21 protein-coding genes are annotated in these 18924 nt (G+C 71.9%); 9 read left to right on the top strand and 12 right to left on the bottom strand.

The annotated features are described in order from the left end of the window. Positions 1 to 12 precede the first annotated feature (12 nt). The 5 genes from FB457_RS02280 (at position 13) to FB457_RS02260 (ending at position 4233) form a co-directional block, all read left to right on the top strand. Positions 13 to 540, top strand: coding sequence for a 2-oxo-4-hydroxy-4-carboxy-5-ureidoimidazoline decarboxylase (locus FB457_RS02280; protein WP_047017686.1), 528 nt, complete (start codon positions 13 to 15; stop codon positions 538 to 540). Between the two features lie 257 nt (positions 541 to 797). Further along, positions 798 to 1178: a succinate dehydrogenase, cytochrome b556 subunit gene (sdhC, locus tag FB457_RS02275; RefSeq protein ID WP_078898415.1), complete on the top strand. Its 381-nt coding sequence runs from the start codon at positions 798 to 800 to the stop codon at positions 1176 to 1178. Then, a complete protein-coding gene (locus FB457_RS02270) occupies positions 1178 to 1660 on the top strand; it encodes a succinate dehydrogenase hydrophobic membrane anchor subunit (protein ID WP_047017688.1) in 483 nt (160 codons plus the stop codon). The genes sdhC and FB457_RS02270 overlap by 1 nt, the downstream gene beginning before the upstream one ends. Before the next feature lie 21 nt (positions 1661 to 1681). After that, positions 1682 to 3475, top strand: a complete 1794-nt coding sequence (sdhA, locus tag FB457_RS02265; RefSeq protein ID WP_145780601.1) for a succinate dehydrogenase flavoprotein subunit — start codon at positions 1682 to 1684, stop codon at positions 3473 to 3475. Continuing rightward, on the top strand, positions 3475 to 4233 hold the full coding sequence (locus tag FB457_RS02260; protein WP_047017690.1) for a succinate dehydrogenase iron-sulfur subunit: 759 nt from the start codon (positions 3475 to 3477) through the stop codon (positions 4231 to 4233). The genes sdhA and FB457_RS02260 overlap by 1 nt, the downstream gene beginning before the upstream one ends. A 28-nt stretch (positions 4234 to 4261) precedes the next feature. Here the strand turns inward: FB457_RS02260 and FB457_RS02255 are convergent, their stop codons facing one another. Together FB457_RS02255 and FB457_RS02250 are read right to left on the bottom strand one after the other, a co-directional pair. Continuing rightward, positions 4262 to 4582, bottom strand: coding sequence for a type II toxin-antitoxin system PemK/MazF family toxin (locus FB457_RS02255; protein ID WP_107086150.1), 321 nt, complete (start codon positions 4580 to 4582; stop codon positions 4262 to 4264). After that, on the bottom strand, positions 4579 to 4791 hold the full coding sequence (locus FB457_RS02250) for a type II toxin-antitoxin system CcdA family antitoxin (protein WP_253911399.1): 213 nt from the start codon (positions 4789 to 4791) through the stop codon (positions 4579 to 4581). Before FB457_RS02250 ends, FB457_RS02255 begins: the two co-directional genes overlap by 4 nt. Before the next feature lie 306 nt (positions 4792 to 5097). Between FB457_RS02250 and FB457_RS35815 the strand changes: the two genes are divergently transcribed. Then, on the top strand, positions 5098 to 5262 hold the full coding sequence (locus tag FB457_RS35815) for a helix-turn-helix domain-containing protein (protein WP_367648438.1): 165 nt from the start codon (positions 5098 to 5100) through the stop codon (positions 5260 to 5262). 117 nt (positions 5263 to 5379) lie between these two features. On the opposite strand, the gene FB457_RS02235 is transcribed toward FB457_RS35815, so the two are convergent. From FB457_RS02235 to FB457_RS02205, 7 genes are all read right to left on the bottom strand, one after another. Beyond that, on the bottom strand, positions 5380 to 6657 hold the full coding sequence (locus FB457_RS02235; RefSeq protein WP_047017691.1) for a thymidine phosphorylase: 1278 nt from the start codon (positions 6655 to 6657) through the stop codon (positions 5380 to 5382). Further along, the gene (locus FB457_RS02230) at positions 6657 to 7100 is read right to left on the bottom strand and encodes a cytidine deaminase (protein ID WP_047017692.1); all 444 of its coding nucleotides are present in this window, start codon (positions 7098 to 7100) and stop codon (positions 6657 to 6659) included. The genes FB457_RS02235 and FB457_RS02230 overlap by 1 nt, the downstream gene beginning before the upstream one ends. Further along, on the bottom strand, positions 7097 to 8380 hold the full coding sequence (locus FB457_RS02225) for an ABC transporter permease (protein ID WP_145780599.1): 1284 nt from the start codon (positions 8378 to 8380) through the stop codon (positions 7097 to 7099). Before FB457_RS02225 ends, FB457_RS02230 begins: the two co-directional genes overlap by 4 nt. Continuing rightward, complete coding sequence (locus FB457_RS02220; protein WP_047017694.1) at positions 8377 to 9480, bottom strand: ABC transporter permease; 1104 nt, start codon at positions 9478 to 9480, stop codon at positions 8377 to 8379. The genes FB457_RS02225 and FB457_RS02220 overlap by 4 nt, the downstream gene beginning before the upstream one ends. Beyond that, entirely contained in the window at positions 9477 to 11144 is a 1668-nt protein-coding gene (locus FB457_RS02215) for an ABC transporter ATP-binding protein (RefSeq protein ID WP_047017695.1), read from the bottom strand. Before FB457_RS02215 ends, FB457_RS02220 begins: the two co-directional genes overlap by 4 nt. 181 nt (positions 11145 to 11325) lie before the next feature. Further along, the gene (locus FB457_RS02210; RefSeq protein ID WP_145780597.1) at positions 11326 to 12345 is read right to left on the bottom strand and encodes a BMP family ABC transporter substrate-binding protein; all 1020 of its coding nucleotides are present in this window, start codon (positions 12343 to 12345) and stop codon (positions 11326 to 11328) included. 100 nt (positions 12346 to 12445) lie between these two features. Further along, on the bottom strand, positions 12446 to 13846 hold the full coding sequence (locus tag FB457_RS02205; protein WP_145780595.1) for an MFS transporter: 1401 nt from the start codon (positions 13844 to 13846) through the stop codon (positions 12446 to 12448). Positions 13847 to 14022: 176 nt separating this feature from the next. Here FB457_RS02205 and FB457_RS02200 point away from each other — a divergent pair, with 176 nt between their 5' ends. Beyond that, complete coding sequence (locus tag FB457_RS02200; RefSeq protein ID WP_145780862.1) at positions 14023 to 14910, top strand: LysR family transcriptional regulator; 888 nt, start codon at positions 14023 to 14025, stop codon at positions 14908 to 14910. Between the two features lie 20 nt (positions 14911 to 14930). Here the strand turns inward: FB457_RS02200 and FB457_RS02195 are convergent, their stop codons facing one another. Next, positions 14931 to 15671, bottom strand: coding sequence for an alpha/beta hydrolase (locus FB457_RS02195; protein ID WP_047017698.1), 741 nt, complete (start codon positions 15669 to 15671; stop codon positions 14931 to 14933). 699 nt (positions 15672 to 16370) lie between these two features. Here FB457_RS02195 and FB457_RS02190 point away from each other — a divergent pair. Further along, entirely contained in the window at positions 16371 to 17501 is a 1131-nt protein-coding gene (locus tag FB457_RS02190) for an adenosine deaminase (RefSeq protein WP_047017699.1), read from the top strand. A 180-nt stretch (positions 17502 to 17681) separates the two neighbouring features. Beyond that, positions 17682 to 17942 (top strand): hypothetical protein, encoded by a 261-nt coding sequence (locus tag FB457_RS02185; RefSeq protein ID WP_047017700.1) that lies wholly within the window; start codon positions 17682 to 17684, stop codon positions 17940 to 17942. A gap of 75 nt (positions 17943 to 18017) precedes the next feature. Here the strand turns inward: FB457_RS02185 and FB457_RS02180 are convergent, their stop codons facing one another. Further along, on the bottom strand, positions 18018 to 18221 hold the full coding sequence (locus FB457_RS02180; protein ID WP_047017701.1) for a PspC domain-containing protein: 204 nt from the start codon (positions 18219 to 18221) through the stop codon (positions 18018 to 18020). A 91-nt stretch (positions 18222 to 18312) separates the two neighbouring features. Further along, the gene (locus FB457_RS02175) at positions 18313 to 18900 is read right to left on the bottom strand and encodes a VanZ family protein (protein ID WP_047017702.1); all 588 of its coding nucleotides are present in this window, start codon (positions 18898 to 18900) and stop codon (positions 18313 to 18315) included. Positions 18901 to 18924 lie beyond the last annotated feature (24 nt).

Below are 18924 nucleotides of genomic sequence, written 5' to 3'. Positions count from 1 at the left end.
CAGGGAGCCACCCTGCCCACACCCACCCCCCGAGCGACGCGCGCCGCAGCCCCCGCGGCCGACCCCGCGCGGCTGGCGGCCTTCAACGCGGCACCCGCCGCCGACGCCGAGCGCACCCTCCTCGGCTGCCTCCACGACCGGGACTGGGCCCGCCGCCTCACCGCCCACCGCCCGTACCCCGACCTCGGCGCCCTGCTCGCCGCCGCCGACGAGGCCAGCTACGACCTCGCTCCCGGCGCCGTCGCGGGCGCGCTGGCCGACGAGGCGACCGCACCGCCCGCGGCGGCGGGCCCCGCCGAGCGCACGGCGCTGCGGGCCGCGCACGCCGCGTACGAGAGCCGCTTCGGCCACTCCTTCGTCCTCTGCCTCGACGGCTGCCCCGAGGACGAACGTCTGGACCACACCCTGGCCGCCATCCGCACCCGCCTCGGCAACGAGCCCGACGAGGAACGCCTCGTGGCCGCCGACGAACTCCGCCGCCGGGCCCGCGCCCGCCTCGCCCGGCTCGTCGCCCCGGGGGCCGGCCCGGCTGCCGTCTGACGGCTGTCCGACGGTGAAAACCCGCCACGGGCACCGGTGCCAAAGACGGACGCAACCACCCGGATCCCCACGCCTGCCAGCGCGGTTAGGCCACGCGCGTGCCTGATTGATCACACCTGCACCCCCATGGCCGATGTGCCGACGCGCCGTCGCTACGATGGCGAAGGCCGGTGGACCGTACCCGGCCGGGTCATGACCGACAGTGCAGTACCCAGCCCTGACGGCCGGCCCCCGATCAGTTTCCGGAGGGTTTTTCCGTGCCGGCTGGAACGCTCTACCGCGGCCGGGAAGGCATGTGGTCCTGGGTGGCGCACCGCGTCACCGGCGTCCTCATCTTCTTCTTCCTGTTCGTCCACGTCCTCGACACCTCGCTGGTGCGGGTGTCGCCCGAGGCGTACGACGACGTGGTGGCCACGTACAAGACGCCGATCGTGTCGCTGCTGGAGTACGGGCTGGTCGCCGCCGTCCTCTTCCACGCGCTCAACGGGCTGCGCGTCATCGCCGTCGACTTCTGGTCGAAGGGGCCCCGGCTGCAGAAGCCGATGCTGTGGATCGTGGTCGGGATCTGGGCGGTGCTGATGGCCGGGGCGATCTACCCGGTGCTGGGCCACACCGCGCGCGAGCTGTTCGGGAGCTGATGACCATGGCCACCTCCGACGTCGAACTGACCGGCTCCTCCGCCGCGTACTCCGCGGACAACCCCGCCCCGCTCATCGAGGCCCCCCGCGCCCGCACCCCGCGCAGCGCCCGCTCCACCTCCCGCACCCGCACCAACTTCGAGCTGTACGGCTGGGTGTTCATGCGGGTGTCGGGGGTCGTGCTCGCGGTCCTGGTCGTCGGCCACCTGCTGATCCAGTTGGTGCTCGACGGCGGCGTCAGCAAGGTCAGCTTCGCCTTCGTCGCCGGCCGCTGGGCGTCCCCCTTCTGGATGGCCTGGGACCTGGTCATGCTCTGGCTCGCGATGCTGCACGGCGGCAACGGACTGCGCACGGTCATCAACGACTACGCCGAGCGCGACGGCACCCGCTTCTGGCTCAAGATGCTGCTGTACGCCGCCACGGTCTTCACCATCCTCCTGGGCACGCTGGTGATCTTCACCTTCGACCCGAACATCCGCTGACGCGGCGAAGAGGTTCCCCTCATGCAGATCCACAAGTACGACACCGTGATCGTCGGCGCGGGCGGCGCCGGCATGCGCGCCGCCATCGAGGCGACGAAGCGTCCCCACGGCCCTGGCGGGCCTGGGGATGCCCCATGCCGCACCGCCGTGCTGACCAAGCTGTACCCGACGCGCTCCCACACCGGCGCCGCGCAGGGCGGCATGGCCGCGGCCCTCGCGAACGTCGAGGAGGACAACTGGGAGTGGCACACCTTCGACACCATCAAGGGCGGCGACTACCTGGTCGACCAGGACGCCGCCGAGATCCTGGCGAAGGAGGCCATCGACGCGGTCCTCGACCTGGAGAAGATGGGCCTGCCCTTCAACCGCACCCCGCAGGGCCGCATCGACCAGCGGCGCTTCGGCGGCCACTCGCGCAACCACGGCGAGGCGCCGGTGCGGCGCGCGTGCTACGCGGCGGACCGCACGGGCCACATGATCCTCCAGACGCTCTACCAGAACTGCGTGAAGGAGGGCGTGGAGTTCTTCAACGAGTTCTACGTCCTCGACCAGCTCATCGCCGAGGATCCCGAGACCGGGCTGAAGCGGTCGGCGGGCGTGGTCGCGTACGAGCTGGCGACGGGCGAGATCCACGTCTTCCAGGCGAAGGCGGTCGTCTACGCCTCGGGCGGCAACGGCAAGTTCTTCAAGGTGACCTCCAACGCCCACACCCTGACCGGCGACGGCCAGGCGTCGGTGTTCCGGCGCGGGCTGCCGCTGGAGGACATGGAGTTCTTCCAGTTCCACCCGACGGGCATCTGGCGCATGGGCATCCTGCTCACCGAGGGCGCGCGCGGTGAGGGCGGCATCCTGCGCAACAAGGACGGCGAGCGCTTCATGGAGAAGTACGCGCCCGTCATGAAGGACCTCGCCTCGCGCGACGTGGTCTCCCGCGCGATCTACACCGAGATCCGCGAGGGCCGCGGCTGCGGCCCCGAGGGCGACCACGTCTACCTGGACCTCACCCACCTGCCGCCGGAGCAACTGGACGCGAAGCTCCCGGACATCACGGAGTTCGCGCGCACGTACCTGGGGATCGAGCCGTACACCGACCCCATCCCGATCCAGCCGACCGCGCACTACGCGATGGGCGGCATCCCCACCAACGTCCGCGGCGAGGTGCTGGCCGACAACACCACGGTCGTCCCCGGGCTGTACGCGGCCGGGGAGGTCGCCTGCGTCTCCGTACACGGCGCCAACCGGCTGGGCACCAACTCGCTGCTCGACATCAACGTCTTCGGCCGCCGCGCGGGCATCGCCGCGGCGGAGTACGCGGCGACGGCGGACCACGTCGAACTCCCGGAGAACCCGGCGGCGTTCGTGGTCGGCGAGGTGGAGCGGCTGCGCGACTCGGCGGGCAAGGAGCGGGTGGCGGAGCTGCGGCGCGAGCTGCAGGAGACGATGGACAAGAACGTGATGGTCTTCCGCACGGAGCAGACCATCAAGGAGGCGGTCGAGAAGCTCGCGGAGCTGCGGGCGCGGTACAAGAACGTGAGCATCCAGGACAAGGGCCGGCGGTTCAACACCGACCTGCTGGAGGCGATCGAGCTGGGCAACCTGCTCGACCTGGCCGAGGTCATGGCGATCTCCGCGCTCGCCCGCAAGGAGTCCCGCGGCGGCCACTACCGCGAGGACTACCCGAACCGCGACGACGTCAACTTCATGCGCCACACCATGGCGTACCGCGAGGTCGGTGACGACGGCGCGGAGACCGTCCGGCTCGACTACAAGCCGGTCGTGCAGACCCGCTACCAGCCCATGGAGCGTAAGTACTGATGGCAACCCCCGTGTTGGACAAGGTCGAAGGGGAGGCCGCGGCCTCTCCGTACATCACCGCGACGTTCCGCATCCGCAGGTTCAACCCGGAGACGGCGGCGGAGTCGTACTGGGAGGACTTCACCGTCGAGATCGACCCGAAGGAGCGGGTGCTCGACGCGCTGCACAAGATCAAGTGGGACCTGGACGGCACCCTGACCTTCCGCCGCTCCTGTGCCCACGGCATCTGCGGCTCCGACGCGATGCGCATCAACGGCCGCAACAGGCTGGCGTGCAAGACCCTGATCAAGGACCTCGCACCCGAGAAGCCGATCCTGGTCGAGCCGATAAAGGGCCTGACGGTGCAGAAGGACCTGATCGTCGACATGGAGCCCTTCTTCCAGGCGTACCGCGACGTGATGCCCTTCCTGGTCACCCACGGCAACGAACCCACCCGCGAGCGCCTCCAGTCGGCGGCGGACCGCGAGCGCTTCGACGACACCACGAAGTGCATCCTCTGCGCGGCCTGCACCAGCTCGTGCCCGGTGTTCTGGAACGACGGCCAGTACTTCGGCCCGGCGGCGATCGTGAACGCCCACCGCTTCATCTTCGACAGCCGGGACGAGGCGGGCGAACAGCGCCTGGAGATCCTGAACGACAAGGACGGGGTGTGGCGCTGCCGCACGACGTTCAACTGCACGGACGCGTGTCCCCGCGGCATCGAGGTGACGAAGGCGATCGCGGAGGTCAAGCGAGCCCTGATCACCCGCCGTTTCTAGCGGTACGCGGCCGGGACCGGACCGCGGCTCAGTCGTGGAGGTCCAGCACCACGCGCAGTGCCGCGGAGACCCGCGTCATGGTCGCGTCTTCCACGGTGCCGAGGCAGGTCCCCGCGCGGATGCGCCGGGCCGTCAGAGCCGTGCAGTCCACGGCGACCGCCGCCCCCTGCACGGGGGAGTTGATCGGGACGGTGACGACCGTGTCCGGGGCGCCCCGGGTTTCGTCGATCATCATGCAGACCGCGGTTCCGGGAAATGCCTCCAGGGCGGCGTCGGCCTCGACGACCAGTACAGCTCTTGTCCTGGTGGCGAACTGCACGCGCCAGACCTGGCCCCGAGCGATGTTCACGCGATGTCCTCGCCGAACGTCTCCGTGATCTCCTCGACGTCACCGCTGGTGTCGCCGCGCCACCGGCTCACGGCATCGGCCGCCTCGCGGAGAGCCTGTGCTCTTATGGCGCGTTCCACGTAGGCGGAGAGATTGCCGTGCGCGGCTGCCTTGGCGGTGGCGAGGAGATCCGGGGGGAGGGTCACGGTCACTCGTTCACGCGTCTGCATACACTCGATCATACTCAAGGTCATACGGCCAGTGGGCGGCAGCGCCTGGTGCACCCATGCGGCCGGGCCGAGTATCGGCTCGTAATCCGGACACTCGGCGGCGGCGCCTTGCAGCCCACTGCGCCGCCTTTCGAGCAAGGAGATACCGGGGATGACACCCACCATCGGAATCATCGGCTCTGGCCTGGTCGGCGGCTCCGTCGCTCGTCTGGCCGTCGCTGCGGGCTGCGCTCAAGGACTCCTCGGTCGTCACGGGGCTGCACCACCTGGACTGGAACCACACGTACTCCCACGCCCGAATGGCGGATGAGCCCGGCCCGTGACGCCCTGCGCAGTACCACCCGCTCCATCTCCGAGCTGGCAGCCGCAACCGGCTACGAGTCCGAGAGCGCCTTCAGCACGGCATTCCGGCGTGTGGCCGGTCGTCGCCTCGATACTTCCGCGACGAGGCACGTCAACGGGCAGGGGTGACGTAGCCCGGCCTGACCGGCCGCCGAAGGCCCCCCGCAGAGGGCCTGGTCACCGAAACACGGCGCCGCGGTTCCGGCTGTCGGCGGACGACGACAACCGGCACCTCACCACCCGGACTCAGTCCAGCCGGTCCAGGATCAGAGGGCTGCGTTCCACCGTGGCTCCCGGAGGGGCCACGTCGTACGCGGACTCCAGGGCTGCCAGGGCGTCCGGGATGCGTTCCGGGGTGTCCGTGTGCAGGGTCAGCAGCGGCTGGCCCGCCGTCACCACCGTGCCCGGCTTCGCGTGGAGTTCCACGCCCGCCGCCGCCTGCACCGGGTCCTCCTTGCGGGCGCGGCCCGCGCCCAGGCGCCAGGCCGCCAGGCCCACCGCGTAGGCGTCGAGGCGCGTGAGGACCCCCGTCGACGGGGCCGGCACCGGGTGGGTCTCGCGGGCCGTGGGCAGCGGTGCCGACGGGTCGCCGCCCTGGGCGGAGATCATGCGGCGCCACACGTCCATCGCCGAGCCGTCCGCCAGCGCCGCCGCGGGGTCCGCGTCCCGCAGGCCCGCCGCCGTCAGCATCTCCCTGGCCAGCGCCAGCGTCAGCTCCACCACGTCCGCGGGGCCGCCGCCCGCCAGCACCTCCAGCGACTCGCGGACCTCCAGCGCGTTGCCCGCCGTCAGGCCCAGCGGCGTCGACATGTCGGTGAGCAGCGCCACGGTGCGCAGCCCGTGGTCGTTGCCCAGGCCCACCATCGTCGCGGCCAGTTCGCGCGCCCGGTCCAGGTCCTTCATGAACGCGCCCGAGCCGACCTTCACGTCCAGCACCAGCGCGCCCGTACCCTCGGCGATCTTCTTCGACATGATCGAGGACGCGATGAGCGGGATCGACTCCACCGTCCCGGTCACGTCCCGCAGCGCGTACAGCTTGCGGTCCGCCGGCGCCAGGCCCGTACCCGGGGCGCAGATCACCGCGCCGACGTCGCGCAGGGTCGCCATCATCTCGTCGTTCGACAGCGAGGCCCGCCAGCCCGGGACGGACTCCAGCTTGTCGAGCGTGCCGCCGGTGTGCCCGAGGCCCCGCCCCGACAACTGCGGTACCGCCGCCCCGCAGGCGGCGACCAGCGGGGCCAGCGGCAGCGTGATCTTGTCGCCGATGCCGCCCGTCGAGTGCTTGTCCGCGGTCGGGCGCGGCAGCGCGGTGAAGTCCATCCGTTCGCCGGAGGCGATCATCGCCGCGGTCCAGCGGGCGATCTCGTCCCGGTCCATGCCGTTGAGCAGTATCGCCATGGCCAGCGCGGACATCTGTTCGTCGGCGACCTCGCCGCGGGTGTACGCCGCCACGACCCAGTCGATCTGCTCGTCGGAGAGCCGTTCGCGGTCGCGCTTGGCGCGGATGACGGAGATGGCGTCCATCAGTTCTGCGATCCTCCGCTCTCGGAGTGCTGGGAACCGTGCAACCTGCTCAGCTCGAACGGGCCGAAGGCGTCCGGCAGCAGCTCGGCCAGCGGCCGGATGCCCGCGGGGGTGTCGAGCAGCAGGTCGGGCCCGCCGTGCTCGCTGAGCAACTGGCGGCAGCGGCCGCACGGCAGGATGAGCTGCCCCTCACCGTTGACGCAGGTGAAGTGGGTGAGCCGGCCGCCGCCGGTGGCGTGCAGCGCGGAGACCAGGCCGCACTCGGCGCAGAGCCCGACGCCGTACGAGGCGTTCTCCACGTTGCAGCCGACGACCGTACGGCCGTCGTCCACGAGCGCCGCGGCGCCCACGGGGTACCGCGAGTACGGGGCGTACGCCCGGGACATGGCGTCCCGCGCCGCCCGCCGCAGCGCCTCCCACCGCTCGTCGTCCTGCGACGTCACGTGCTCTCTCCCCTTCGGTAGCGCTTGCCGATCCACTTCGGCACCCGCAGCCGCTGCGCGAACACCGCGAGCACCACCAGTGTGGTCACGTACGGTGTGGCTTCCACAACCTCGCGCGGCACCGTGTCGGTCGTCGCGTACAGCACCCCGAGGAGCACCGCCGCGACCCCGGCGGCTATGGCGGCCCGGGCCCCGCCGCGCACGTACTTCCAGACCGTGTACGCCGCGAGCAGCACCGCCAGCAGCAGGAACAGCGCGTGCACGGCCTCGCCGCCGCCGCGCAGCTGCAGGCTGTCGGTGAAGCCGAAGAGCCCGGCCGCCATCGCCGTACCGCCCGGACGCCAGTTGCCGAAGATCATCGACGCGAGGCCGATGTAGCCGCGGCCGCCGGTCTGGCCCTCCAGATAGATGTGGGTGAACGTGACCAGGAACGCCCCGCCGAGCCCGGCGAGCGCGCCGGAGACGGCCAGCGCCGCGTACTTGTACAGGTAGACGTTCACGCCCAGCGACTCGGCGGCCACCGGGTTCTCGCCGCAGGACCGCAGCCGCAGCCCGAACGCCGAGCGCCACAGCACGTAGTACGTGAGCACGAAGAGCGCGGCCGCGATGAGGATCAGGTACGACACGTCGTGCGTGAGCCCGCGCAGGATGCCGGCGGTGTCGGAGAGGAAGAACCAGTGTTTGTCCTCCAGGTCCCCGAGCCCGTCGGAGAGTCCCGGGACCGAGAACGTGTGCATGTCGTCGACTTGCGGCGACTGCTTGTCCGTGCCGCCCGCGGCCAGCGCGTCCCCGTCGGCGAAGAAGATCTTCGCCATGTACTGGGTGGCGCCCAGCGCGAGGATGTTGATCGCCACACCCGACACGATGTGGTCGACGCCGAACGTGACCGTCGCCATCGCGTGCACCAGGCCGCCCAGCGCCCCGCCGATGATCCCGGCCAGCGCACCCGCCCACGGGCCGTGCTGCCAGCCGATCCAGCCGGCGAAGAACGTGCCGAGGATCATCATGCCTTCGAGGCCGATGTTGATCACACCGGACCGCTCCGCCCACAGGCCGCCGAGGCCGGCCAGCCCGATCGGCACGGCCAGCGCGAGCGCGCCGCCGATCTGCGCGGAGGCGGTGAGGTTGGTGGTGTCGGTGAGGGCCCGTACCGCGGACAGCAGCAGCAGTCCCGCGGCGATGAGCAGGAGCACCTGCGGCATGCCGAGCCGCCGCCTGCCGCCGTCTCCCGGCGGTTGCTTCGCGGGCGCGGCGACGCCCGTCTTGGTCACCGTGCTCACGCGCCCACCTCCGCCTTCTCGGTCTTACGTGCCTGGGCCAGCTCCTCGCCGACGCGGCGCTGCTGGTCCCGCAGCGCCCAGCGGCGGACCACCTCGTAGGCGATGACGACGCAGAGCACGATGATGCCCTTGATGACCTCGACGATCTTCTGGTCGTAGCCCTCGAATTCGAGCTGCGTGCCGGTGCGCTCCAGGAAGGCCCACAGCAGGGCGCCGAGCGCGATGCCGACGGGGTGGTTGCGGCCGAGGAGGGCGATGGCGATGCCGGTGAAGCCGACGCCCAGCGGGAAGTCGGTGCCGTAGTTGTACGACTCGCCGAGCAGCGTCGGCATCCCGACGAGCCCCGCGACGGCGCCGGAGAGCACCATGCTCGTGACGATCATGCGCTTGACGTCCACGCCGCTCGCGGCGGCGGCCGTCTCCGACTGGCCGACGCTGCGCAGGTCGAAGCCGAAGCGGGTGCGGTTGAGGACGAACCAGTACAGGAAGCCGGCGAGCACGGCGAAGACCACGAAGCCGTTGATGTCCCCGACCGAGGTCTCGATCATGAAGATGTGGCTGGAGGACGGGATGTTCGGGGTGTGGGTGAGGTTCCCGTCCTTCTCGCCGAGGCGGCCCGCGGTGAGGTAGTAGCCGATGACGGCGCCGGCGATCGAGTTGAGCATGATCGTCGTGATGACCTCGCTGACGCCGCGGGTGGTGCGCAGCACCCCCGCGATGCCCGCCCAGATCGCACCGACGCCCATGGCGACCAGGATGATCAGCGGGATCTGGATGATGCCGGGCAGCGACAGCGCGCCGCCGACGGCCGCGGCGAAGAAGGCCGCGATGCGGTACTGGCCGTCGACGCCGATGTTGAAGAGGTTCATCCGGAAGCCGATGGCCACGGCCAGCGCGGAGAGGAAGAACATCGTCGACTTGTTGACGATGTAGATGGCGCTCCGGTCGGTCGTGCCGAACTCGATCATGACCTGGTAGGCCCGGAACGGGTCCTTCCCGGAGATCAGGATGATCAGCGAGGTGAGCACCAGCGCGGCGAAGACCGCGAGCACCGGGGCACCGACCGCCGTGATCAGCTTGTCCCTGTCGAGGCGTTTCATCGCGTACGGCCTCCGCCCTGCCCGTCGTCGCTGCCGCCGGCCGCGGACCGCGGGTCCGGCACGGCCGCGTCCCGCGGCGCCGCGCCGTCCTCCAGATGCCCGCTCGCCGCGCCCGTCATCGCACTGCCCAGCTCCTCCGGCGTGATCGCCGCCGGGTCCGCGTCGGCCACCAGCCGCCCGCGGTACATCACCCGCAGCGTGTCCGACAGGCCGATCAACTCGTCCAGGTCCGCGGAGATCAGCAGCACCGCGAGCCCCTCGCGGCGGGCCGCGCGGATCTGCTCCCAGATGTCCGCCTGCGCGCCCACGTCCACGCCGCGCGTGGGGTGGGCGGCGATGAGCAGCTTGGGCGAGTGGCTCATCTCCCGGCCGACGATCAGCTTCTGCTGGTTGCCGCCGGAGAGCGAGGCGGCGGTCACGTCGATGCCGGGGGTGCGGACGTCGTACTCCTCGACGATCCGCTTGGTGTCCTTGCGGGCCGCGGCGGCGTCGATGAGCACGCCGCGGCTGTTGGGGGATTCCGTGGTGTGGCCGAGGATGCGGTTCTCCCACAGCGGGGCCTCCAGCAGCAGGCCGTGCCGCTGGCGGTCCTCGGGGATGTAGCCGATGCCGCCCTCGCGGCGCTTGCGGGTGGCGGCGTGGCTGATGTCCGCCCCGTCCAGCACGATGCTGCCGGTGTCCGGGTGGCGCAGCCCCATGATGGTCTCGACCAGCTCGGACTGGCCGTTGCCCTCCACGCCGGCGATGCCCAGCACCTCGCCCTTGTGGATGGTGAAGGAGATGCGGTCCAGCACCTCGCGCGAGACGCCGTCGGGGTCCACGGCACACAGGTGCAGGTCGCCGACGCGCAGCATGGGTATGTCCGTGACCGTCGACTCGCGGGTCTCGGGGGTCGGCAGTTCGCTGCCCACCATCAGCTCCGCGAGCTGCTTGGACGTGACGTCCGCGGGCTTCACGGAGGCGACCGTCGTGCCGCGCCGGATGACGGTGATGTCGTCGGCGACGGCGAGGACTTCGCCGAGCTTGTGCGAGATGAAGAGCACGGTCAGGCCCTCGGCCTTCAGCCCGCGCAGGTTGTCGAAGAGCGCGTCGACCTCCTGCGGGACGAGGACCGCGGTGGGCTCGTCGAGGATGAGCGTACGGGCGCCGCGGTAGAGGACCTTGAGGATCTCGACCCGCTGCCGGTCGGCGACGCCGAGGTCCTCGACCAGCACGTCGGGGCGGATGCCGAGGCCGTACGCGTCCGACAGCTCCTTGATCCTCGCCCGCGCCCGGTCGCCGATGCCGTGCAGCTTCTCGCTGCCCAGGACGGTGTTCTCCAGGACGGTGAGGTTGTCGGCGAGCATGAAGTGCTGGTGCACCATGCCGATGCCGCGCGCGATGGCGTCGGCGGGGCTGGCGAACGCGACCTCCGTGCCGTCGAGCGTGATGGTGCCCTCGTCCGGCTTCTGCATGCCGTAGAGGATCTTCATGAGGGTCGACTTGCCCGCGCCGTTCTCGCCGACGAGGGCGTGGACGGTGCCGCGGCGCACGGTGATGTCGATGTCGTGGTTGGCGACGACGCCGGGGAAGCGTTTCGTGATGCCGTGGAGTTCGACGGCGGCGGCGCCGGCGGGTGGGTCCGCTGCCGTGGAGCTGCTGCTGAGGGCTGTGATGGCGCACACTCCTCGTCGAGGGGCGGTGGATGCGGGGCGGCGGACGTACCGAAGCGCCGTGCGGACGGCGCGAGTTACGTGACGCGAGTTACGGCATATCACGCTACGCGCGTAGTCCGGAGGCAGATGCGCGGGGTCCGGTGGACGGCCGACGCGCACCGTCCTCCGGACCCCGTCACACGTACCGTGCTCAGGGAGTGTCGCTGACCGTGATCTCGCCGTCGGCGATCTTCTGCTTGGCCGCGTCGATCTCGCCCTGGATGTCGTCGATGAACCCGCCGGAGGTGGCCAGGCTCACGCCGTCGTCCTTGAGCGCGAAGGTCTGGTCGCCGGTGAGCGGCTTCTCGTCCTGGACGCTCTTGATGACGTCGTAGACGGCCACGTCGACGTTCTTGACCACGGACGTCATGATCGAGTCCTTGTAGTCCGCCAGCGCCTTGTCGCGGTACTGGTCGGAGTCGACGCCTATCGCCCACGCGCCTTCCTGCGCGGCCACGGCCTCGATCGAGCCCGTGCCCGACAGGCCCGCGGCGCTGTAGATGATGTCCGTGTCGGAGTCGAGCATGCCCTCGGCGATGCCCTTGGCGCGCAGCGGGTCCTGGAAGCCCTTGAGGTCGCTCTCGTAGAGGTACTTCACGTCGACCTCGACGTCGGGCTTGGTGTCCTTGACGCCCTGGACGAAGCCGGCCTCGAACTTCTTGATCAGGTTGTTGTGCACGCCGCCTATGAAGCCGACCTTGCCGGTCTTGCTCTTGGTGGCGGCGGCCACGCCCGCCAGGTACGAGCCCTCGTGCTCGGCGAAGGTGACGCCGGCCACGTTCTTCCCCTGGGACATCTCGTCGATCACCGCGAAGGTCGTGTCGGGGAAGTCCTTGGCGACCTTGTTGACCGACTTGCCGTAGGCGAAGCCGACCCCGATCACCGGGTTGTAGCCCGCCTCGGCGAGGGAGGTGAGCCGCTGCTCGCGGTCGGCCTCGGTCTCGCCGTCACGGGCGGTCAGCTCCTTGCCGCCGAGGTCGAACTCCTTCTTGGCCTTGTCGTACCCGCGGGCCGCCGACTCGTTGAAGGAGGCGTCGCTGCGGCCGCCGACGTCGAAGGCGAGACCGACGCCCTTGTCGCTGCTGCCGCTGTCGCTGCTGCACGCAGCACTGGTGAAAGCGAGGGCCGCGGTTGCCACACCCGCGGCGGCGATCTTGGTTACCCGGCGCAAGAGGACTTCCCCTTCGTCTTGGCGAAGCGCCTCTTTCCGGCGCTGCTTCGGGGGCATCGTAACGCGCGTAGAACAAGCTGAACCTCCGGCAACGAACCCGTTACCGGATCGTCTCCGCGCCGGTGCTTTCGGCGCTGCGCGCGAGCCCGGCAGGTATCGGCTGACCTGTCGGTTCGCGGCGTACGGGGCGGATCGCGGGGACCGGTGCGCGCCCGCTTGCGCGGGGCTCCCGCCGGGCCTGCTCGCGCGCTGCCGTGCGGGTCGCCGCGGTGGCCAGCAGGGTGGCGCGAATGGTGATGCCCGTGACGCCGGTGAGGGCCACGAGACCGAGGACGGCGACCCCGTGCCAGCCGACCGCGTGGAAGGCGATCGCGCCGGCCGTGGCACCCGCGCTGTTCCCGACGTAGTACGCGACCTGGTAGAGCGCCGACGCCTGCGCCTTGCCGGTCTTCGCCGCGTGGCTCACGGACGCGGAGGCGACCGCGTGCCCGGCGAAGAAGCCCGCCGTGAGCAGCACCAGACCGGTCAGCACGGCGGCCAGGGAGTCGCCGATCGTCAGCAGCAGCCCCGCGGCGGTGGTGCCCGCGGCCGCGTAGAGGGTGCCGCGGCGGCCGAGGCGGGCGACGAGTCGTCCCGCGGCGGCCGAGGAGCCGGTGCCGACGAGGTAGATGACGAAGACCGAGCCGATGAGGCCCGCGGACAGGCCGAAGGGCTCGCCGGCCAGCCGGTAGCCGATCATCGTGTAGACCGAGCCGAAGACGGTCATGAACAGCAGCCCGATCGCGTACAGCCGGCGCATCAGCCCGTCGGAGAGATGGCCGCGTACGGTCCGCGCGAGCGCCCGCGGCGCCAGCGGCGCGGCGGTGAAGTGCCGGGCGCGCGGCAGGAGTACGCGGAACGCGACCGCGCAGAGCAGCGAGAGCGCGGCGACGGCGGCCAGCGCCGTGCGCCAGCCCCAGGCGTTGGCGGTCCAGCCGGTGAGGATGCGTCCGGCCATGCCGCCGATGCTGTTGCCCGCGACGAAGAGCCCCACGGCGCCGATCACCGCCCGGGCGCGTACCTCGTCGGCGATGAAGGCGATGGCCGACGCCGGGATCCCGGCGATCGCCACGCCCTGGAGCGTACGCAGCGCGACGAGCGTACCCAGGTCGGGCGCGAACGGCATCGCCAGCCCCAGCAGCACGGCCGCCGCCAGCGACCACGTCATCGTCCGCTGCCGGCCGAACCGCTCGGAGACGGCGCTCAGCGGCAGCACGGCGAGCGCCAGGGCGGCGGTGGTGGCGGAGACGGTCCAACTGGCCGCGCCCGGGCTGACGCCGAGGTCGGCGGAGATGGCGGGCAGCAGGGCCTGAGTGGAGAAGAGGAGGGCGAAGGTGGCGACGCCGGCGGCGAACAGGGCGAGGAGCACGCGGCGGTAGCCGGGCTCGCCGGGGGCGTGCTTGGCGGGCACGTGGGTGGGGGCGCTCACATGAGGCGTAAGCGCCCCGGTATCGGAGGGCATGCGTCGAACGTACGGCGGCCTCGCTCATGCGTCCAATGCGGAAAACGGCGATAATCGATGCCGTGGTGAATGAGCAGAGGTCACGGGGGTCGTTGTCACGGTCCCGTCATCAGAAAGACATCTCGGCCACGGCCGCAGCCCTCGGCGTGCCGGGGGAGCCGGGCGAGTGGGGCGCGGTGCTCGCGCCCCGGCTCGCGCAGTTCGCGGCGGTCGCGCGCGAGGAGCACGTCACGCGCGCCGCCCGCGCGCTCGGCGTCCCGCAGCCGACGCTGAGCCGCGCGATGGTACGGCTCGAAGCCGACCTGGGCGTCGCGCTCTTCGCCCGCCGCGGCCGCACGCTGTCGCTGACGACCGCGGGCCGCGACTTCCTCGCGTACGCGGAGCGCGCGCTGGCGGAGGTGGCCCGCGGCGCCGAGGCCGTACGCGCCGACGCGCACCCCGAGACCGGCAAGGTCGCCTTCGGCTTCCTGCACACGCTCGGCTCGGAGACCGTGCCGGGGCTGCTGCGGGAGTTCCGCAAGGACCACCCCCGGGTGCGCTTCTCGCTGGTGCAGAACTACGGGGAGTGGATGCTGCAGCGGCTGCGGGCGGGCGAGTTGGACCTCTGCCTGACCTCGCCGGTGCCGGACGCGCCGGACCTGGAGGCGCGGCGGCTCGACGACCAGCGCCTGCGGATCGTGGTGCCGGACGACCACCGGCTCGCCGGGCGGCGGCGGATCCGGCTCGCGGAGGTGGCGGAGGACCCGTTCGTGACGCTCGAACCGGGCTACGGGATGCGGCGGATGCTGGAGGCGCTGTGCGCGGAGGCGGGGTTCGTGCCCCGGGTCGCGTTCGAGGGGGAGGAGGCGGAGACGATCCGCGGGCTGGTGGCGGCGGGTCTGGGGGTGGCGCTGCTGCCGCCGCCCGCGGTGCCGCGGCCGGGGGTCGTGGAGCTGGACGTCACGGCGCCGCGGGCGGTGCGGGAGATCGGGGTGGCGTGGGTGGCGGGCCAGCAGGAGACGGCGCCGGTGGGGGCGTTCCGGCGGTTTCTGCTGGGACGGCGGGGGCAGTTGCTGGCGGGGTAGGGGCCCGTTCGCCCGACGCGTCAGGCCGGGGCGAAGCCGGCGGCCAGCGGCATGCGCAGGCCGATCGGCGGGGGCGCCGCGAGGGCGTCGGCGAGGGGTCTGCTGTACGGCCGGCCGAAGAGCGAGCCCGTGACGAAGTCGGCGCTCAGGGCGAGGACTTCGGGGCGGTGCTGGTGCAGCCCGTGCCCGTCGGAGTGCACCTCGAAGCGGCAGACGTCGCGGTTGGCCTTCTTCGCCCGTACCGCCAGCCGGTACGACAGGTCGGGGTCGGTGCGGGCGTCGTCGGTGCCGTGCACGAAGAGCACGGTGCGCCCGCTCAACTGCCGTACGGGCTCGGCGTCCGCCGCCTGCGCGTCCGGCAGCCACGGCGCGATCGCGAGCACCGAGACGACCGCCTCGTGCCCGGCGGCGCGCAGCGCGGCCCGGCCGCCGACGTCGGTGCCGACCAGCGCCACGGGCACGTCCCCGTACCGCCGTACGATCTCCTCCAGCGCCCACTCCGCGTCCTGCGCGGCGTCCGCGGCGGCGCCGTTCCAGCCCCGGTAGCGGTAGTGCACGGTGTGCGCGACGAGCCCGTCACCGCGCCCGGCCCGCCCGAGCCGGCGGGCAAGCGACCACACGGAGGCGGCGGCGAGCCGCGACGGCCGCCGGCTGCTGACATCCTCCCCCGCGGGCAGCAGCAACGCCACCGCCTGCGCGGAGGCCGCCCCGGTGGCACGTCCGAGCCGGGCGGGGCGGCTCGCGCTGATCTCCTGTGGCATGGCAGCACGATGGCAGATCCGTTCCCCCATGCCCAGTGGTCCGCACCACCACGACACCCCCTGACGGCACCCCAGTTGTGTCCTGAGACGGGTCAGTTGCGTCCGGCCGCCGGCGGGCAGGGGCCGTGCTGCCAGGACCGACCGCCCGCGCCGGGAAGCCGCCGGCCGCAGCCGCTCGTCCGGAACCCCCTCACCACCTCCGCACCCCGAGCCTCCGGAAGCGGTTGCGCGCAGGTGCCGGCCCGTGAGGGCCGCACCGGCCGAATCGAGCCCGCGCGGCGCGACCGTGCTCGCGCGGCGGCCCGGGGCGATGCCTCCCCGCCGCCTCGCTCCGCCCGCCCGGAGTCGGCTCGCGACCGTCACGTCTCCGGTGTCCGGCGGCCCTTGCGCCCCAACGCCGGTCCGCAGGGCCACCGCCCGGCCGCCCCGCGCGCCGCGAAGCCGCCGCTCGCGGCGGCACCGCGGTCGCGCGTGGCCTGCGCGCTGCCCCCGGCGGTCTCGCGCTGCCCGCACCGAATCCGCTCGCCACCACCCCGCCGCGGCTCACAGCCCTCATCCGGCCCGCGGCAGAGCCCTCCGCGCCCTCACGCCCTTACGCCCCAGCGCCCCCGCGTCCGCGCCCCCGCGTCCGGCGCCCACCGCCGGGCACGGCTCTACGCGCGTAGGATGGCGCAAATCGTGACGAGAGAGAGGTGCCGCATGGCGGATGACAACAGAGGTGCACCGGCCCGGGCGGTGCCCGACCCGGAGCGGATTCGGCGGGCGCCCAAAGTGCTGCTCCACGACCACCTCGACGGTGGTCTCCGTCCCGCCACCATCGTCGACATCGCCCGCGAGACCGGCTACGACGGGCTGCCCGAGACCGACCCCGAGCGGCTCGGCGTCTGGTTCCGGGAGGCCGCCGACTCCGGGTCGCTGGAGCGCTACCTGGAGACCTTCGCCCACACCTGCGCCGTGATGCAGACCCGCGACGCGCTCGTGCGGGTCGCCGCCGAGTGCGCCGAGGACCTCGCCGCCGACGGCGTCGTATACGCCGAGGTGCGCTACGCCCCCGAGCAGCACCTCCAGGGCGGGCTGAGCCTGGAGCAGGTGGTCGAGGCGGTCAACGAGGGCTTCCGCGAGGGTGAGCGGCGCGCGCACGCCGCCGGGCACCGCATCCGCGTCGGCGCCCTCCTCACCGCCATGCGGCACGCCGCCCGCTCGCTGGAGATCGCCGAACTCGCCAACCGGTACCGCGATCTCGGCGTCGTCGGCTTCGACATCGCCGGCGCCGAGGCCGGCTTCCCGCCCACCCGCCACCTCGACGCCTTCGAGTATCTGAAGCGCGAGAACAACCACTTCACCATCCACGCCGGCGAGGCGTTCGGCCTGCCGTCGATCTGGCAGGCGCTGCAGTGGTGCGGCGCCGACCGGCTCGGCCACGGCGTACGGATCATCGACGACATCCACGTCGCCGATGACGGCACCGTCAAGCTCGGCCGGCTGGCCGCGTACGTGCGCGACAAGCGGATCCCGCTGGAGCTGTGCCCGACCTCCAACCTCCAGACCGGCGCCGCCACCTCCTACGCCGAGCACCCCATCGGGCTGCTGCGCCGGCTCTACTTCCGCGCCACGGTCAACACCGACAACCGGCTCATGAGCGGCACGAGCATGAGCCGCGAGTTCGAGGAGCTGGTGCGCACCTTCCACTACACGCTGGACGACATGCAGTGGTTCACCGTCAATGCGATGAAGTCGGCGTTCATTCCTTTCGACGAAAGGCTGGCGATGATCAACGACGTCATCAAGCCCGGATACGCCGGCCTGAAGTCGGAGTGGCTCTTTCGCTGACCGGTTCTGACCTGCGAGTCCGTGCACTCTCGGGCGTGCGGGGCGATGGTCCTACGATCCGCGGATGGGGCCGTACGGACCAATTTCGGCACCGGCGAGGCGGTCTTTGCGGCCGCGATATCCGGCTGGCTACGTTTCTCGTTGCCGCTGGATATCCGCAAGGACGAGGATCTGAATTCCATGAAGACCCGCAAGATCGTCGGTACCGCGCTGCTCGGCGCCGCCTTCGCCGCCGCCGCGGCGGGCACCGCCTCCGCCGCCCCCGTCCCCGGCCTGCCCGCCCCGGTCGGCCAGGTGACCTCCCCGCTGGAGTCGGTCACCGGCTCCCAGGCCGGGAGCGAGAACGGCACCCCGAACGGCGCCGCCGACGCCCAGCCGCCGGCCCTCGGTCAGCTCGGCGTCCTGACCAGCGCGCTCCCCCTGGGGTCGCTGCCGCTCTGAGGCTCGTACGCAGCGAAGCCGGGGCCGGCGTCCCCGTGGATGCCGGCCCCGGCTCCGTGTGGTCGGAGTCCGTTCTCACCAGGCCGGGTGCTGCACCTTCTCCTCGCTGGGCATCAGTACCCAGAGCGCCAGGTAGAGCAGGAACTGCGGGCCGGGCAGCAGGCACGACACCAGGAAGACGACCCGCACCGTCGTGGGGGTGGTGTCGAAGCGCCGGGCCAGTCCCGCGCACACTCCGGCGATCATCCGGCCGTCGCGCGGTCTCATCGGCATGGCCATGGCTGCGTCACTCCTCGGGTCGGCGTTCGCGGCCCGCCGTGTGTGGGCCGATGATTCCACCGTAGGCACACAAGCCGGACGAAACGTCCCCCTACGGGGCGATCTCGACCCTGGTGATTCTCGGGGTCGTGCCCTGAGCCTTCCCGTCCGCCGTGCGCTCGGCCGCTTCCGCCCCCGCCGCCTCCTCCGCGTGCGCCGCCCCGGCCGCGCGGCCCGCGGGGTGACGGCGCAGCCGCGCCCGCGCGGCCGGGACCACCGCCAGATGCGCCAGCGCGACCCCCAGGATGTAGAGAAGCATCGTGTCGACGTTCGCGACCTGCCCGGGCACCGTGGTCTTCAGCAACTCGACGACCAGCGCCAGCATCAAGCCCGCGAAGACGGTGCGCACGAAAGACCCCACCGGCGACGCGTCGACCCGGCCGCCGATCAGCGGGAGCAGCACCCCCGCGGGGGCCAGCACGAACAGCGACTCGACGGTGTACCGGAGCGCCGCCCGCGGGTCGTTACCGAACTCCGCCCGGATCGTCGTGAGCGGTCGCAGATTCGCCGCGTCAACCCACGGCACGGCGTTGGGGCGGAGCGTCAACCACCAGACTGCGGTCAGATGCAGGACTAGGAGGACAACGCCGGCCACCCGGAATCTCAGGGCGGCCGTTCCGCCCGTCGCATGGCGCTGCACGCAGGCAAGGACGCCGCTACCGAC

It is taken from the genome of Streptomyces sp. CNZ287, from assembly GCF_007827615.1.
The sequence above is the reverse complement of the archived record's forward strand: the minus strand, read 5'-3'. Positions and strand labels throughout refer to the sequence as shown.